This is a genomic window from Paenibacillus sp. FSL H8-0104 (genome assembly GCF_038050215.1).
Lineage (GTDB): Bacteria > Bacillota > Bacilli > Paenibacillales > Paenibacillaceae > Paenibacillus > Paenibacillus amylolyticus.
In genome coordinates this window covers 2418786-2434110 of sequence record NZ_JBBOTC010000001.1, presented here as the reverse complement: position 1 = coordinate 2434110, position 15325 = coordinate 2418786, and the positions used below count along the sequence as shown (strand labels likewise).

Below are 15325 nucleotides of genomic sequence, written 5' to 3'. Positions count from 1 at the left end.
GTACATAAGTCTCTACGAAAGCGACTGATAAACCAAGACCATGGTCGCATAAATTTCCTTTGGAGGGGATCACGGAATGATCTAGTTCACTGTACCAATGCAACCCTAAAGTTTCTTAATTTAAAGAAGATCAGGAGTGGAATTTAGTGAAATCATTAAGTTGGAAAAGCATGTCGTTTTTCTCCAAAAATTTGTTACTCTCATTTACCAATATCGTTATCATCGGGGTAGCACTTATCGCAAGCAGTTACTATTTTCAAAAAACAGTTCTTGTTGAACAGCTGCATGGACAGGTGGAACAAATTACCAAAAAGTGGGCTGAAGATATCAATCCTACCGAGGTACAAGCTGCTATTGCGGAAGGTAGCTATGATGGAGCAACACAAACGAAATTACGAGCGTATTTCGATGAGATGCAAGAATATTATCCTAACATTGCACAGGCCTACATCTTCGGTGTTGAGCTCGGTGGCGATAACAAGAGATTAACTTCCCTTGTAGCGATGCCCACCAATCTAAGAGAGGCTTTTCAAAGTGAGAACGTAAATATTGGTGACATGTATGAGCAGCCGGTCGTTGTAGCCAATGCACTGAAAGAAATGCTTAATACGGATCGCCCAACATTCACAACATTTTATTCCGATGATTTCGGAACATGGACAACCATTGCATATCCAATCAAAGACAGCAACGGAAAGATTTTCTCATATTTTGCCGTTGATGCAGATGCATCAGCCGTACCTGCGGGACTAAACTCCTTGCTCAAAAACGGAATTATCATCCTTGTAGCCTTCTTGCTGTTATTCCTGATTATCCAATACCTTGTAGTCAAAAACACACTTTCCCCTATCCGTCACTTGATCAAAGGAATTGATGACGTAAGTCGGGGTAATTTGAATGTCAACATTCCGACAGGCAAAGACGATCTGGGACTCGTTAACGAGAAGTTCAACACCATGGTTCGCAAAATCAACGATACTATCGTTAAAGTGCAAATCACGTCACAAGAAGTAAATCAGTCTGCCAAAGAGCTATATGAAGTTTCCGAGCGCAACAGTGAGAATGCAGATTCTATCAATAATAATGTAACTCAAATCACTTCCAACATTCGTTCACAGGAACAGGCAACCCGGGATAGTGCACGTGCCATGTCAGAGATGGCTACCGTGATCCAGACGATTGCCAGCAGCTCGGCAAGTGTAGCGGATGAAGCCTATGAGATGGAACGTCGTTCGCAACAAGGTAACAGTGTTGTCCGTCAGGTGTCTGAACAGATGAATCTGATTACGGAATCGGTTAAGAATACCGCTTCTGCCATTGAGGTTCTGGAGAGTCGTTCACAGGAAATCGGCGATATTCTCAATATCATCTCGGGTATCTCCAGCCAGACCAACTTGCTTGCTCTTAATGCTTCCATTGAAGCAGCTCGTGTTGGTGAAGAAGGAAGAGGATTTGCAGTTGTTGCAGGTGAAGTACGCAAACTTGCCGAGCAGTCTGAACAAGCAACCAGCCAGGTTGGCGTATTGATCCAAGAGATTCAAGCTGGAATTAAACAAGCTGTACGTGCAATGGAACAAGGTACGTCAGAAGTAGATACAGGACTCAGCGTAGCCGATCAAACAGGACAACTGTTCGAAGATATTTTAGAAGCAGCGAAAAAAGTATCTAATCAGATTCAGGAAGTATCAAGCGCGACAGAAGAAATCTCTGCGGGTACGGAGGAAATGACCGCTACAGCGGACGACTTGTCTTCAAGCGTAAGCAAGACAGCAAACAGCAGTGAACAAATTTCCTCATCTGTTGATGAGCAAAAAGCATCTTTGATTACACTGGTAGACTCCTCCACACGCCTTAACAGCATGTCTGAGGAACTCCAAGAATTGATCTCTCATTTCAATGTAAGCAAACAATAATTCAAATCCACAAACATTCGGTTTGAACCAAGGAGGAATAACTGAAGTGATTGAAAACCAACCATCTTCTTCCCATTCCATGGAATCTAGCTTGCCAGTTCTGCAGATTCCACTGGATTTTGGGCGACGTCAACAATCATTCTCTTATCAGTCTGCTCAAATCACATTACATGCTTCTCTGAGCCGTGAACTTAAACAGAAGTATGGAGAACAGATGGTGTACCCGGTACTACTCTCAGCTTATGCAGCCTTGTTATTCCGATTGTCAGCTGAACAGGAACTTGCCATAGGTATACTTTCCCCCGATCAGGCAGCTTCCTATCTTTCATTACAGATTCAGGGGAAATTGACCTTCAGCCAACTATGTCATCAAGTTTCAGAGCAGCTCAAGATTGAATACACGTTGCAAAACGGTGGATACCCTGAATCGTTTTTTATGCTGAATAGTGTACAGTTGCCTCAAGCTCCTCAAATATTAAACTGGAACGTTCGAGATGATCAGAACATGCTCATCCTCGATCTGTTCTATGATAGTTCACTGTTAAAAGAGTCTACCGTGCTGAGATATGCAGAATATTATCAGACTCTTCTACTCGCCCTCGTGCGTGACGGTGAGAAAGCAATCGGTACGGTAGATATTCTTTCCGCCTCAGATCGATTGCTTTACCGTGAAATGAATGATACTTCTGTTCTCGAACCAGAGAATCAAACGGTTCATGGCTGGTTCGAAGCAACGGCAGCGGCATATCCAGATTCACCGGCGATAACATCGCCATCCAAAAGTTATACGTACAGGGAATTGAATGAACGAGCTAATCAGGTTGCACGTGTTCTGTTATCCAATGGATTGCAGAAAGGTGAATTCGTCAGTATCTTTATGGATCGAAGTCTGGAGACGATCATCTCCCTGCTTGGTATTCTGAAGGCAGGTGGTGCGTATGTTCCTATCGACCCTGAGCATCCACAAGAACGTAACAGTTATATCGTGGAAGATACGGCATCCTCCTTCGTGCTGACAACGGAGGCTTCTTATGCCCAAGCTTCCAGCTTGTTCTCCAGTATAGCTACGGTCCGTCAGATTCTCGCTGTGGATGGTCGTTTAGCCGGATTTGCAGCAAGTAACCCAAATCTGGATATTCAGCCCGATGATCTTGCGTATATTATCTACACGTCAGGGTCGACCGGTAAACCCAAAGGTGCACTGATTGCCCATCGGGGTGTAACCAATCTTGGCAGTGTGGTTCAGCGTGATTGTGACATTCAACCAGGTGATGTATTAACCCAGTTTGCTACATACAGCTTTGATGCATCCGTGTGGGATACCATTGGCGCCTTGTTCTATGGAGCAGAATTATATCTGTTGTCTGCGGAAGAACGTGTATCCGTTGAAGAATTCGCAAGTGCAATTGAACGGACAGGAACAACCATCATTACGATACTGCCTACGATTTTCTTCAATCAGCTTGCTTCCTACTTATCCGATGAAGGTTTCCACAAGCTTGCCAAAGTCAGAATCATTACTGTAGCCGGAGAAGCGTTGTATGGTGAACAGGTTCGTGCCTTCCAGCGCAAATTTGGAAACCAGATTGATATTGTTAATGTGTACGGACCTACCGAATGTACAGTAGCCACAACTACTCACCGCATCAGTGAGCAGGTTCCCGAACATGTGGTGAACATCCCTATCGGTAAACCGATTCATAACTACAAAGTATACATTGTAAATGAAGAACAACAGCTCTGTCCGGCAGGTGTACCTGGTGAGGTATATATTTCTACCCCTGCATTGGCCAAAGGTTATCTGAATCAGCCAGAACGTACAGAGCAAGCATTCATTGAGAACCCGTTTGCGATAAGTGAGAAAATCTACAAGTCTGGCGATATTGCCAAATTGCTGGATACCGGGTTGCTCGAATATGTTGGTCGCAGTGACTCACAGCTAAAAATTCGCGGTCACCGGATTGAGATCGGGGAGATTGAAGATCACTTCGCACGGCTTGATCAGATCCAGAACGTTGCCGTCATTCCGAAGAAAGAATCCGATGGACAAAATATGCTGGTTGGTTACTTTACATCGAAAGATGGCAGTACCCTCTCTGTTTCGGACATCAAGGCAGAACTGACGGAGAAACTTCCATCTTATTTTGTACCAAAGTGGATCTGTCAGCTGGATGAAATGCCGATTGCACCAACTGGAAAAATCAATCGCAAAGCGATGGTATCCCTGCCTCATGTGGAACGACATGAAGATCGCCCTGACCGGGTCATGCCTGAGACGGAGACGGAATCCATTATCCTGGACGCATGGAAAGAAATCCTTCAGCACGATGACTTCGGTGTCGAAGACAGTTTCTTCAATATCGGTGGGGATTCACTCCGGGTCATTCATGTACTGGTCATTCTGAAGCCACATTATCCGCAACTGAACATTGCCGACTTCTTTGCCGAGAAAACAGTCCGCGCTCTCGCTCGTCGTGTGGAAGCATTGTCTCTCAGTGCAGCAGTAGTTACGGATTCAGTGGTAACCGATGGCATGATTACACAATTATCCGAACACCCTGTGGAGCTAACATCCCAGTTGGGTTATCCGCTCATTCGTGAACCTGAGCATGTGTTACTGACCGGAGCGACTGGTTATCTGGGCTCTCATGTGCTGCAACAGTTAATTCTGAATTCCAGTACACGAATCTACACCCTTGTTCGTCGACCTTCCAATGGAATAACTGCAATGGAACGTTTGACTAACGTGCTGGAAGGATATTTCGGCAAACAACTGACTGACCAACTCTCCACTCGTGTGGAGATTATTGAAGGGGATCTCGAACAACCTAATCTCGGTCTGTCCGATGAACAAAGGGCTTATGTTCAGGATCGAATTGACCGTGTCATCCACTGCGCTGCAGACGTACGTCATTTCGGCGATGCCGATCAGTTCGCCAAAACAAACGTGGAAGGAACGGTCGCATTGCTAGACTTGATTCGTAGCAAACCAGGTGCTTCCTTCCACCATGTATCCACGATGGGTATTCCGGAAGATCTGGCACTCAGCGGACAATGGGAATCTTCCCTGCAATATGATCGGTTCCCGGCTGACTTGCATGTGGACAACCTGTATTCGGACAGCAAGCTTGAAGCCGAGAAAGTGCTCATGATTGCGGCAGAGGAAGGTGTACCTGTCAGCATCTATCGTGCAGGTAATCTCACTTGCCACTCCGAAACTGGACGCTTCCAGTCCAATATTGATAGCAACGCCTTTTATCGTATGATCAAAGCGATGTTATTGCTCGGCAAGGCTCCTGCGGCTGACTGGATGGTTGATTTTACACCGATCAACTATGCAAGTGAAGCTATCGTTCATCTGGCCTTACGTCAGGATACCGCTGGTCGTGTATTCCACATCTGTAATCCGGAGCCCATCCGTTATGATGAGCTGATCCGTTCTGTGAATCGGGCTGGTTACGAAGTCGAGACGCTACCATTCACGGATTACACACGTTGGTTGTTCGATGCGAGCATCAGCAAAGAGCCGGAAGCTCTTCAGTTGGCTATTGCACAGCTTGAAGGCGACGGTGCGAAGGATTCAGCATATGTCTATGCTTGCCCTGTCACCACGGCTTATGTGGAACCTGCTGGCATCTCATGTGCAAAAACAGATGATCGCTTCATCTCCGCCATGTTAGACTACGCCGTTCAGATTGGATATTTCCCGTCTGCAATCCGGCGCCATAACGGCACTTCTACAGCAATGGAGTAAGTTCCGTGAAGTTCAACTTTAACTAATAGGAATACGCAGAAGCCACCTCATCGTCATTCACTGACGAGAAGGTGGCTTCTTTACTTCGCATTTTTCAGACGTTTTAGCATTTCTGGATCAATCTTTTAGACCCATCGGATAATTGCAATGATGGCAAGATGCGCTGGATAGAAATAACGCCAGACCCAACGTGGCCCCTTCATACGGAATCCCGCCTGGTAATACTGAGCAATAGCAATGCCGGCGGTTGCCAGCACACTATACATTTGCACAGAGCTGTTATGCAGCAGAAGATATAGTGCATTTAACAAGACATGTGCTACGACAAGTACAGGACCCTGGAAATAACGGAATAACAGAACCAATAACAACCCGTACATCCCGTAATCCATTTGGCTAATTTCCATGAACCACCCTGCTCCAATTACAATCGGAATCCCTAGTAGTTTGGATGGCAATTTATCGATAACGAATAATACCAACAGGGCTGACCACAATGTCCACACCACGTTCAGAGAATAATGATTAAAAGCAGCCATGAACGGCACCTGTGATATGATCGCAATCCAGAACAGCCGCCATATGTATTTTTGTACGTCTCGTGTATGTTTATAACCGATATACACTGCAAAAGCATAGATTGGAAAAGCGATACGACCTATGATCCTCAACTCTATAATATGTGGAAAAAAGACAGCCCCTATATGATCAATTAACATCGTGATCATGGCAATCCACTGCATCATGTTGCGACTCCCCTCCCTTGTTGCCGACGACACGAGTGTGCCATTCATTCATATAGTCCATCTTTTGGTGCAAACTCTTATACATTAAGTTCATAATACATGAATTTGGTATCCTGTGCATATCCTTCGGATTCATATAAAGCTTGCGCTAGCTTGTTACTTAACTCAGTTGAGAGTGATATACGAAGAACTCCTCGCTCAGATGCCAATTGCTTGGCTGCTTGCAAGAGATTCCTGGCAATGCCTTGCTGACGATAATCCGGATGCACATATAGATCATTAAGCACCCAGACAGGCCCCATCGATACCGAACTGAAACTGGGATATAGCTGAACGAATCCAGTACAAATTAAGCCTTTCGAGAGTGATCTACCGTTACTTTCATCTGTCCCATGATCACTTTCCGCATCTGTTTCTGCTACCAAAATCACCGATTCATGGCCTTCCATTCGTTCTCTAATATACTGACGTGCTGCCTCAATATCAGCATTTTGGTTGTAGAACATCCTGTACTCATTGAACAAACGTCCCACTTCGTTACAATCAGGGAGATCCGCTTGTCTGATTCGGTGTTGCATTTCACTCAACTCCTCTGGGATGGAGACCATCGTCTCCTCCTTTGTATTTCTTTCAATTGTAAAACAGTCCTTTCCTTTTCCCCATTCATCATCTGCATCAAAGTTTGTAGTATCTTGAGCTGCGAGCTGACATTCGTTCGTTCGTGCGCGCTTCCAGATTGCATCCTGCTTATCTAGTCCATGCCAATTCTGTACGTTTTGTTATATTTACTTCGTATTGGCAAAAATAAAAAAGGCGACCAAAGCATCCACTGCTCCGTCGCCGTAATTATTCAGTTCGATTCAGCATTCTGCTGTTCCTGACCAGGATCAGCATCGGGGAAAATGACACCTTTCTTCAAAATCAGATTGGCATATTGCGCTCGCTCACCAGTTGCAACAATCACATAGGCATTCGAAGCGCGTTTATAAAAATCAAATCGTTCTTCATGATCAAAAGCATCCGTGATGCCTTCATATTCTTCAATCAACCGGCGGTAGTCTTCCCATATGATCGGGATCACCTGATCCCCTTTCACAACCTGCATGACAGCAGCGGGACGCTCAGCATAGGTATCCAGTGGATATAATTGCAGGATGGCATCCAGCAGTTCAACAACTCCCAGTGCATCACAACGTACTAGTCGCTTGGCATGACTGGCTGCGGGGAAATTGCCATCCGCCAGAACCAACTCGTCTCCATGACCCATTTCGGACATGATTTTGAGTAACTCTGGAGGTATTATTGCGGGTATATTCTTTAGCATACACAGATCTCCTTGTTCATCTCCAACATCAGTTAGAGCAGATTGGTTTTCTCCATTTTTCAAGCACGCTAGACATCGATTCTATAAGAGCGGTTTCATCACTATTCTAACAGTATTTCTGGATGATTGCACAGCGCACACGTACGTTCGATATGAGAATATTTCATTTTGACAAAAATACTTGTTTGACATATAGTTGTTGTAACAACTAATTAATTAGGACATTTTATTATGGAAGCGAGGTCTAGCAATCACATGGACTATACACTGGAACAATCTGTTGGATTCATGCTGGGTTTCACACACCGTAAAGCAGTAGCTTTACTTGCGACGCGATTCAAACCTTATGATATTACGACAGAGCAATTTTCTGTTCTCTTTAATGTTGACCGCGGTGAAGGTGTGAATCAGAAGGAACTCGCTGCACGTGTCTTCAAAGACCAACCCACCACTGCGCGGATTATTGATCTGCTTGAGAAAAAAGGCTGGGTAGAACGCCGGACCAGCGAACAGGATCGCAGAGCCTATCTGTTATATCTCACCACGGAAGGCAAAGCGTTAATTGATATCCTCGTTCCGATTGAAAGAGAAATGAATAAAGAACTTGCTGAAGGTATATCCGAAGACCAGATGGAAGCATTTAAACATACTCTTTCCCTCATTAACCGCAACTTGTAATGAATCACAACTCAGGGGGAATACATCATCATGAAAGAACAATCTACACAACAAGTTAGACTATGGACCACCGATTTTATACTGCTGATGCTGTGCAACTTCTTGTTGTTCTTGCAACTGCACATGATTGTCTCTCCGCTTCCGTCCTACGTTCAGGAGCGATTTCACGCCAATGCATTTGAAGTAAGTTTATTCACCTGTCTGTTTGCACTAAGTGCCATAGCAGCCCGTCTCTATTCCGCGAAAGCACTGGAGAAGGGTCTTCGTAACGCCATGATTTATATAGGCCTGTCCGTAGCCCTGCTGGCAACGCTCGGCTATTATTTTGCTGCAGGCATAGCTGTGCTCTTGTTGCTCAGAATGTTGTTTGGTATCGGGTTTGGTATGAGCAGTACCGCTTTTCCAACGATGGCCTCGGACATTGTGCCCGTCAAACGAATGGGTGAAGGTATGGGTTACTTTGGTCTATCGACTAGCCTGGCTATGTCTATGGGGCCAATCATTGGGGTCACTCTGCTCCAGGGTGCAGGTTTTGTAACCCTGATGTTATGTACTGCGGGTGTACTCGCTGTGATCTATCCACTGAGTTATTCGCTGACACGCAAAAAAGCAGTCAGAACCGATAGCAGTACAACCATCATGCCACAAGCCACAACAAGTGCCTCAGGGTCCAACCCAAAACAGAAGATACCTTTCAACCGCAAGCTGATTCTGCCCAGTGTGCTGAATTGCCTGTTATCCATCACCTATGGTGGGCTTGTCGGATTCATCGTTTTGTATGGTAAGGAAGCCAATCTGGCCAATCCTGCGCTGTTCTTTTTGTTCAATGCACTCGCCGTGTTATTGGTTAGACCATTTGCAGGACGGATCTATGACAATAAAGGTCCAAAAGCACTGCTCATTCCAGGGGCAATATTCGTTGCTGTTGGCCTCATTCTGCTCTCGTATGCAACCTCCATGTCCCTCCTGTTCATTGCTGCCTTTATCTACGGAATCGGTTATGGTTCCATGCAGTCGTCTCTCCAGACCTGGATGATTCAAGTTGTATCTCCTACTCAACGGGGTATGGCTAATGGTATGTTTTTAAACTCGCTGGATCTGGGTATTGCGACCGGTGCCCTTCTTCTTGGTGCCATTGCGGCCATAACCAGTTATACCGATATGTATCGATATTCCGTGATGTTTATGATTCTGTTCTTGCTTATATATCTGATTCAGGGAAAACGAAGCGGCAGCTTCTCCATTGAACCTCATGCTCTGCTCGCTCATACTCATATTACCGCAACGGAACCACCTCAAGATCAATCCAAGAATTCAGAATCTGGAGCCGGCAACACCGAAACTAGCCAGTCAAATAAAAGCAAACACGAATGATTGGTTAAAGTCATTCTGCTCATAGAAACGAGAAACGCGTTTACACCGAGAAAGCAAATTCATCCGCTTTCTTAGGCGTAAACGCGTTTTTTTTGAACAGATCTGGATGTTAAACTTAAGACAGCATGGAAATGAACGCAGCATACAGCACCGTCTATCTAAAATGGACTTTTCTTGCGACCTATGGAAACATACCCTCTACTCGTCTCGATCACATCTATAGATGTTTCATCCTGTTTCTGCTTGCTTCCTGAAGTAGGTTGATCTCCCTTATCCGGCTTAACTGCAAATAAGGTGAGCAATCCGCCCACTGCGCCAGACGCAGCGAGCACACCAAAAAGCAGGAAATGATGAGAACCGATCAACAAAGAAACGACAGGTGGACCGAGAGATACCCCAATGAATCGCATGCTGCTGAACAGAGCCGTGATTGTGCCCCGCTGTTTTTTGTCCACGCCTTCTGTAATCAAGGCATCCAGACATGGTAACGTTGCACCTATTCCGGCACTCCCCAATGTGAAAAGACCTACTACAACATAGATATTATCGAATAAACCTATAACGCCAAGGGATACCGTCAGAAGCGCAAGTCCTGCAAAGCCAAGCCATTTCATTCGCGTTTTGTTCTTCCCAATCCACTTCCCTGCCAAGAAAGAAGACAAACATAACGCTGCCAGCGGAATCGCAAGGACAAGTCCTTTAAGTACACCTTTCAGGGCAAATTCGCTCTCCAGCGTTTCGGATAGATAATATAACACACCAAAGATGACAAACATGCAAATACCGCCGATTGCAAACAACGCATACAACCAGCGTCCCTTTTCTTTTAATACGTCACGAATGGATGCTACAAATTCAGGAAAGGTGGGAGGCTTTTCTTTTTTCCGGGGAGTCTTCACCAGGAAAATAACAAGAACCAGCGAAAGCACACAAAGGATAGGAATAGCCATGAATGGCGCATACCACAACCAGACTGCCAGCGCTGCACCCAGAATCGGACTTATGACTTTACCAAACGTATTCGAGGTCTCAATGATACCCAGACTTTTGCTTACTTCGTTCTCATCATTAAACATGTCCCCAACCAACGGGATAACAATAGGAAATGCGCCGGCAGCACCTATTCCCTGCAATAACCTGCCACCCAGAATGGTCCAGTAGGCTATGTTTCCGTTCAGCATCCATGCTGCCACACCAGCGACAGCACCTCCGACAGCTGCAATAACGAGGCTGGGAATGATAACTGCTTTTCTGCCAAAACGATCCGACAAGTACCCTGCAAGAGGAATAAGCAGGATGGCAACTACAGCGTAGACTGTAATGAGCATACTGACCTTAAATGCAGATACCTTCAACTCACGTTCAATCTGTGGCAGGATCGGTATTAGCATGGAATTACCCAAGGTCATAATTAAAGGGATGGAAGCAAGTGCGACGAGGTCCCACTTTTTATCGTTCATACCACAACCACCTTTACAGATTCTACACACAACAGCATTATTGTGCTTGTTTCGGAGGTTGATTATTCAGGACATGCTACAACTACAACAATCTAAAGTGCCGTAACGCTGCTCCACCTTTGAAGACAATATATAGCTCATTCACCTTATGCGGCTCCTCGAGCGAACACTGAACTGTTGTCCACTTGATATCTTTCCCATTCACACTGCCTCCAGGTCCAGAAACTTCATACACACCGAGCAGTTCACCCTCCAGTCCTCCGGAACGAATCTCCAGTCTGCCCTCTTCCCCAAAAGCTGCCACTCTGGCTTCAAATCCTTGTACTTCCTGAACAGCATTATGGTTAAAAGAGATCCAAGACGACTGACCCTCTCGATATAAAGGTTCCTCCGGAGTGATTGCCCGAACTGCCGAACGTCCTTCCAGACATTCATCCAGTAGAACACCTGCACAAGCATCGTAATTCTCGGCAAAGGTAAGCAAGTGCAGCGGACGATCGGGAATCATCTCACCTTCAATTTCAATATCAGCCGACTGACGTATATCTGTGGAAGAACGCCCTGCCAGGATGGCCCAGGTCGCGGTCTCCACGCAGTATCGATCTCGGGTAACATCCCATAGCGCCAGCTTCTGAACAGGGACTTCGAAACTTATCGTGACACACGTCCCTGCTTTGACATGAACACGACGGAAAGCAAGCAGTTGCTTCTGAGCACGTTTCACTCGGGAGGTATGTGAAGATCCATAGATCTGAACAACTTCATCACTGTCACGCTCCCCTGTATTGTGTACCTCCACTTCAATCTTTAATTGATCTGTGGTGGTGGATTCATCCGGAGCACTGCGACTTACACGAATCGCTTCATATCCGAATTCCGAATAGGTCAGACCATGACCAAATGCATATTGAACTGGTCCTTCATGATACATATAGGTCATGCCATTCTGAATGATGTCATAATCCATCATGTCAGGAAGCTGTGATTCGTCTTCATACCATGTCATATTTAATCTGCCTGCCGGGGCATAATGACCTAACAGCACATCTGCAAGCGCGTTCCCCAATTCCTGACCTGCATGTGTCATATAAACGATTGCGCGGGCAATACCTTTCAACTCCTGCAAGGCAAATGGATAACTGCCCATAATGACAACCACTGTATTGGGATTGGCTTCACACACGGCTTTGACAAGCTCGACCTGACTCGGCGGAAGCAGCAGACTTGGGCGGTCAATTTCTTCTTTGCCGTTTATATATGGGCTGTTGCCAACAACAACGACAGATGCCTGACTGCCACGTGCAGCTTCTACGGCTTGTTGTATTCCGCGTTTCACAATATCAATATTGAATGCAGAAAGTCTCTGTGTATTACCTGGTGATTGAATTGCGTGTCCAGAGTCACCAACATCATTCGGATTTGTACCTGTAGCTGTAGTTTGTTCTCCTTGTGGCCGGAGTGGTGATACAGCAGATTGTCCCTGATATTCGCTCAGTCCAACAGGGATACCGTTCCACGTCCGCAAGGTGTTACTTCCATCCGTTAGAGGATCTATACGAACAACTTCCTTCACAAACCAGCCACCAATCTCCGGTGCGTTTGCCTGATATATGCCTTGCTCGGTTAAACTAACGTATCGATTATTGTTTACACTTCTCAGCGTATGACTTCCCCAACCCCAATCCTGATGTTCAAATTCGGCGGCAGTAGGTGCACTGACTTCCGGTATAGCGACGAGTGTACCTTCCACACCCAAGGTTATAACCTGACCGTTTGTTGACTTCAGCTGAATACGGTCATTCCCATCCACATAGGTCACGTCTGCTTCAGGTAGGAGATTGCGCAATCCATCTAGGACGGATACTCGATAAGGCAGTGTGCCACTGTACCAATCCGTATAGACAACATCGGCAAGTGGTCCAATCACACTGATTTTCTGCAACACTTCTGGCTGCAACGGAAGCAATCCATCATTTTGGAGCAAAACAATCGATTCGGCGGCGGCACGATAACTAACTTTGGCATGTTCCGGTGCACATAATACCGACTCGGGAATAGACGCATATGGATTGAGCCCGGACTGATCGAGTTGTCCAAGTCGCATCCGCACACCAAAGATGTTGCGGATTGCTCGGTCCAAATCACCGATCTCCAACAGATTCCGGTCAAGAGCCTCCTCCAGAGCAGATAAAACAAGATCAACTTCATCTGTAAGACAATCCACTCCTGCTTTCAACGCACCTGCTGCTGATTCGGCATGACTGGTGTGATAACCATGATAGTTCACCGTCTGTGACAGGTCTCCACCATCACATACAATGAAACCTGGCATCGCCCACTCACCCTTAACCACATCATTCACATATGGACTTTCAATGGCAGGTGTACCATTGATAGAATTGTAAGCTGTCATCATGGACAAGGCTCCACCTTCCACAAATGGTGTCTCAAATGCTTTCAAATAATATTCCCGCAGATTGCGCGGATCAATGCTGGATGAACAATTCAGCCGATCTTTCTCATTATTATTGGCAAAAAAGTGTTTCAATGTCGCGACCATTTTCAGATAAAAAGGATCATTTCCCTGCATACCTTTGACGAGAGCCGCCGACATTTCTCCCGTGAGGACCGGGTCCTCGCCATATCCCTCTTCCGTTCTGCCCCAGCGTGGGTCACGTTCCAGATCAACCGTTGGTGCCCACAATGTTAACCCGTGAACCTCAGGATTACGGTGATGGTATGCCCTCGCTTCATCGCCAATGACTGAACCAATCTCCCGCATGAGCCTTGTATTCCAGGTACTTGATAGACCGAGCGGTTGCGGAAATACCGTTGCCTCCCCTTTCCAAGCAACCCCGTGGGCAGCTTCGCCCCCAACGTTGTAGGCTGGAATGCCCAGTCTTGGTACAGCTGCTTCGCGTGTAGGAATTAGTCGGATTTTCTCCTCCGTTGTCAATCGTGCAATCAGGTCATCCAACCTTTCCTCAAGTGAAAGTGACGCGTCCCACATCGGGTATTGATGATACTCCTTCATCCTTCATTCCCCCTGCGAATTAGTTAAGTCCAAGTTGCTTCCATTGCTGCAGTAAATCCAGCGTGCGCTGGCGATACTTCTGACCATCTTCAGGTTGATTAACCTGATGTTCATGAACGTAGGCATTAAAATACGAAGACAGTATTCGATAGGCAAGCCTGCGTGCCTGTCCTTCAGCGGATGAGTCCAGTGGACGATCATATCCTTCATGAAAAGCCGCTGATTCTGTTGACAATATGGCTTCAAACTCCCTGTCTGCAAACATGGAACGATCTCCGTCAATGATGGCCGCAATGTTCAGCTCGCCATTTTCCTGATGAACAAGTACATTCGCTTCCCAGAGGTCATTATGAACGAGTACCGGGCGGGTCACTTGATCAAATAAGTCTTTATTTTTGATGAAAATAGCAGCGATATCTTCTCCCACACCTGACATATAATCGACTTGTGCCGCTTTAAGTGCCGTTTCTTCTGCAAAAGAGTGCAGCACCTCGGACCATTGATCCGAGCCTTTAATTGAACCGTCCCCTTGCGGCCAACCAAACGAAGCACCCTCGACCTGATGCATGATGGCGGTATAGGCGCCTAGCTGATGGTACAATCGCTCTTTGTCTATATCTGAAATCGATGCGTGATCCAGCTGCTTACTCGGGATAAACTCCATAAACATGTACGTTCTTGGAATGATCGATCCGCTGTCATCACAAGCGATAATGTTGGGAGCAGGAATGCCTGCCTTACGGTAATATTCATACACAATCGGTTCAGCCGCCATCATCGTACGTTCAAAAGAAAATAGGGGATCACTCGCAGAACCAGCCGCCATCTCTCCCCGCTCTGGAGCCAAACGTAAAATCACATCCGTATAGGATGTATGTTCAAGGTGAATCCGATAGGTTGTATTAAAAAGTCCACCTTGCAGGAGACCAAACTCCTTCACTTTGGTATCGCTTCCAAAATGAATTTCTACCAGTTGATGCAGCATCTCTGCTGATATCGTGCAGTGCAAACCCGAATTCATTGTACTCATTTCATTCAATCT

Annotated in this window: 10 protein-coding genes; 4 read left to right on the top strand and 6 right to left on the bottom strand. The window is 46.0% G+C overall.

The window, feature by feature from the left end:
- Positions 1-170 precede the first annotated feature (170 nt).
- Positions 171-1913 (top strand): methyl-accepting chemotaxis protein, encoded by a 1743-nt coding sequence (locus tag NST38_RS11010; RefSeq protein WP_076249981.1) that lies wholly within the window; start codon positions 171-173, stop codon positions 1911-1913.
- Positions 1914-1992: 79 nt separating this feature from the next.
- Positions 1993-5667, top strand: a complete 3675-nt coding sequence (locus NST38_RS11005) for a non-ribosomal peptide synthetase family protein (RefSeq protein WP_076249982.1) — start codon at positions 1993-1995, stop codon at positions 5665-5667.
- A 125-nt stretch (positions 5668-5792) separates the two neighbouring features.
- Here the strand turns inward: NST38_RS11005 and NST38_RS11000 are convergent, their stop codons facing one another.
- From NST38_RS11000 to NST38_RS10990, 3 genes are all read right to left on the bottom strand, one after another.
- On the bottom strand, positions 5793-6413 hold the full coding sequence (locus tag NST38_RS11000) for a TraX family protein (protein WP_237176010.1): 621 nt from the start codon (positions 6411-6413) through the stop codon (positions 5793-5795).
- 77 nt (positions 6414-6490) lie between these two features.
- On the bottom strand, positions 6491-7021 hold the full coding sequence (locus NST38_RS10995; RefSeq protein WP_083684241.1) for a GNAT family N-acetyltransferase: 531 nt from the start codon (positions 7019-7021) through the stop codon (positions 6491-6493).
- Positions 7022-7263: 242 nt separating this feature from the next.
- Entirely contained in the window at positions 7264-7737 is a 474-nt protein-coding gene (locus NST38_RS10990; RefSeq protein ID WP_036609525.1) for an RbsD/FucU family protein, read from the bottom strand.
- Between the two features lie 231 nt (positions 7738-7968).
- On the opposite strand from NST38_RS10990, the gene NST38_RS10985 reads away from it, so the two are divergent.
- Positions 7969-8415: a MarR family winged helix-turn-helix transcriptional regulator gene (locus NST38_RS10985; RefSeq protein ID WP_235200756.1), complete on the top strand. Its 447-nt coding sequence runs from the start codon at positions 7969-7971 to the stop codon at positions 8413-8415.
- Positions 8416-8445: 30 nt separating this feature from the next.
- Positions 8446-9789 carry an MFS transporter gene (locus NST38_RS10980; protein ID WP_076249858.1) on the top strand — a complete coding sequence of 448 codons (1344 nt, stop codon included), beginning with the start codon at positions 8446-8448 and terminating at the stop codon, positions 9787-9789.
- A gap of 158 nt (positions 9790-9947) precedes the next feature.
- On the opposite strand, the gene NST38_RS10975 is transcribed toward NST38_RS10980, so the two are convergent.
- The 3 genes from NST38_RS10975 to NST38_RS10965 all read right to left on the bottom strand — a co-directional run bounded on the left by NST38_RS10975 (position 9948) and on the right by NST38_RS10965 (position 15313).
- Positions 9948-11249 carry an MFS transporter gene (locus tag NST38_RS10975; RefSeq protein ID WP_076249859.1) on the bottom strand — a complete coding sequence of 434 codons (1302 nt, stop codon included), beginning with the start codon at positions 11247-11249 and terminating at the stop codon, positions 9948-9950.
- 82 nt (positions 11250-11331) lie between these two features.
- Positions 11332-14283 carry a glycoside hydrolase family 3 C-terminal domain-containing protein gene (locus NST38_RS10970; RefSeq protein WP_076249860.1) on the bottom strand — a complete coding sequence of 984 codons (2952 nt, stop codon included), beginning with the start codon at positions 14281-14283 and terminating at the stop codon, positions 11332-11334.
- 19 nt (positions 14284-14302) lie between these two features.
- Positions 14303-15313 (bottom strand): phosphotransferase family protein, encoded by a 1011-nt coding sequence (locus NST38_RS10965; RefSeq protein WP_076249861.1) that lies wholly within the window; start codon positions 15311-15313, stop codon positions 14303-14305.
- Positions 15314-15325: the final 12 nt, after the last annotated feature.

Excerpts from the sequence above, each read along its gene's own strand:
- NST38_RS10985 (WP_235200756.1), top strand. The coding sequence starts at position 7,969 with ATGGAAGCGAGGTCTAGCAATCACATGGACTATACACTGGAACAATCT.
- NST38_RS11005 (WP_076249982.1), top strand. The coding sequence starts at position 1,993 with ATGGAATCTAGCTTGCCAGTTCTGCAGATTCCACTGGATTTTGGGCGA.
- NST38_RS11000 (WP_237176010.1), bottom strand. The coding sequence starts at position 6,413 with ATGATGCAGTGGATTGCCATGATCACGATGTTAATTGATCATATAGGG.
- NST38_RS10990 (WP_036609525.1), bottom strand. The coding sequence starts at position 7,737 with ATGCTAAAGAATATACCCGCAATAATACCTCCAGAGTTACTCAAAATC.
- NST38_RS11010 (WP_076249981.1), top strand. The coding sequence starts at position 171 with ATGTCGTTTTTCTCCAAAAATTTGTTACTCTCATTTACCAATATCGTT.
- NST38_RS10975 (WP_076249859.1), bottom strand. The coding sequence starts at position 11,249 with ATGAACGATAAAAAGTGGGACCTCGTCGCACTTGCTTCCATCCCTTTA.
- NST38_RS10965 (WP_076249861.1), bottom strand. The coding sequence starts at position 15,313 with ATGAGTACAATGAATTCGGGTTTGCACTGCACGATATCAGCAGAGATG.
- NST38_RS10995 (WP_083684241.1), bottom strand. The coding sequence starts at position 7,021 with ATGGTCTCCATCCCAGAGGAGTTGAGTGAAATGCAACACCGAATCAGA.
- NST38_RS10980 (WP_076249858.1), top strand. The coding sequence starts at position 8,446 with ATGAAAGAACAATCTACACAACAAGTTAGACTATGGACCACCGATTTT.
- NST38_RS10970 (WP_076249860.1), bottom strand. The coding sequence starts at position 14,283 with ATGAAGGAGTATCATCAATACCCGATGTGGGACGCGTCACTTTCACTT.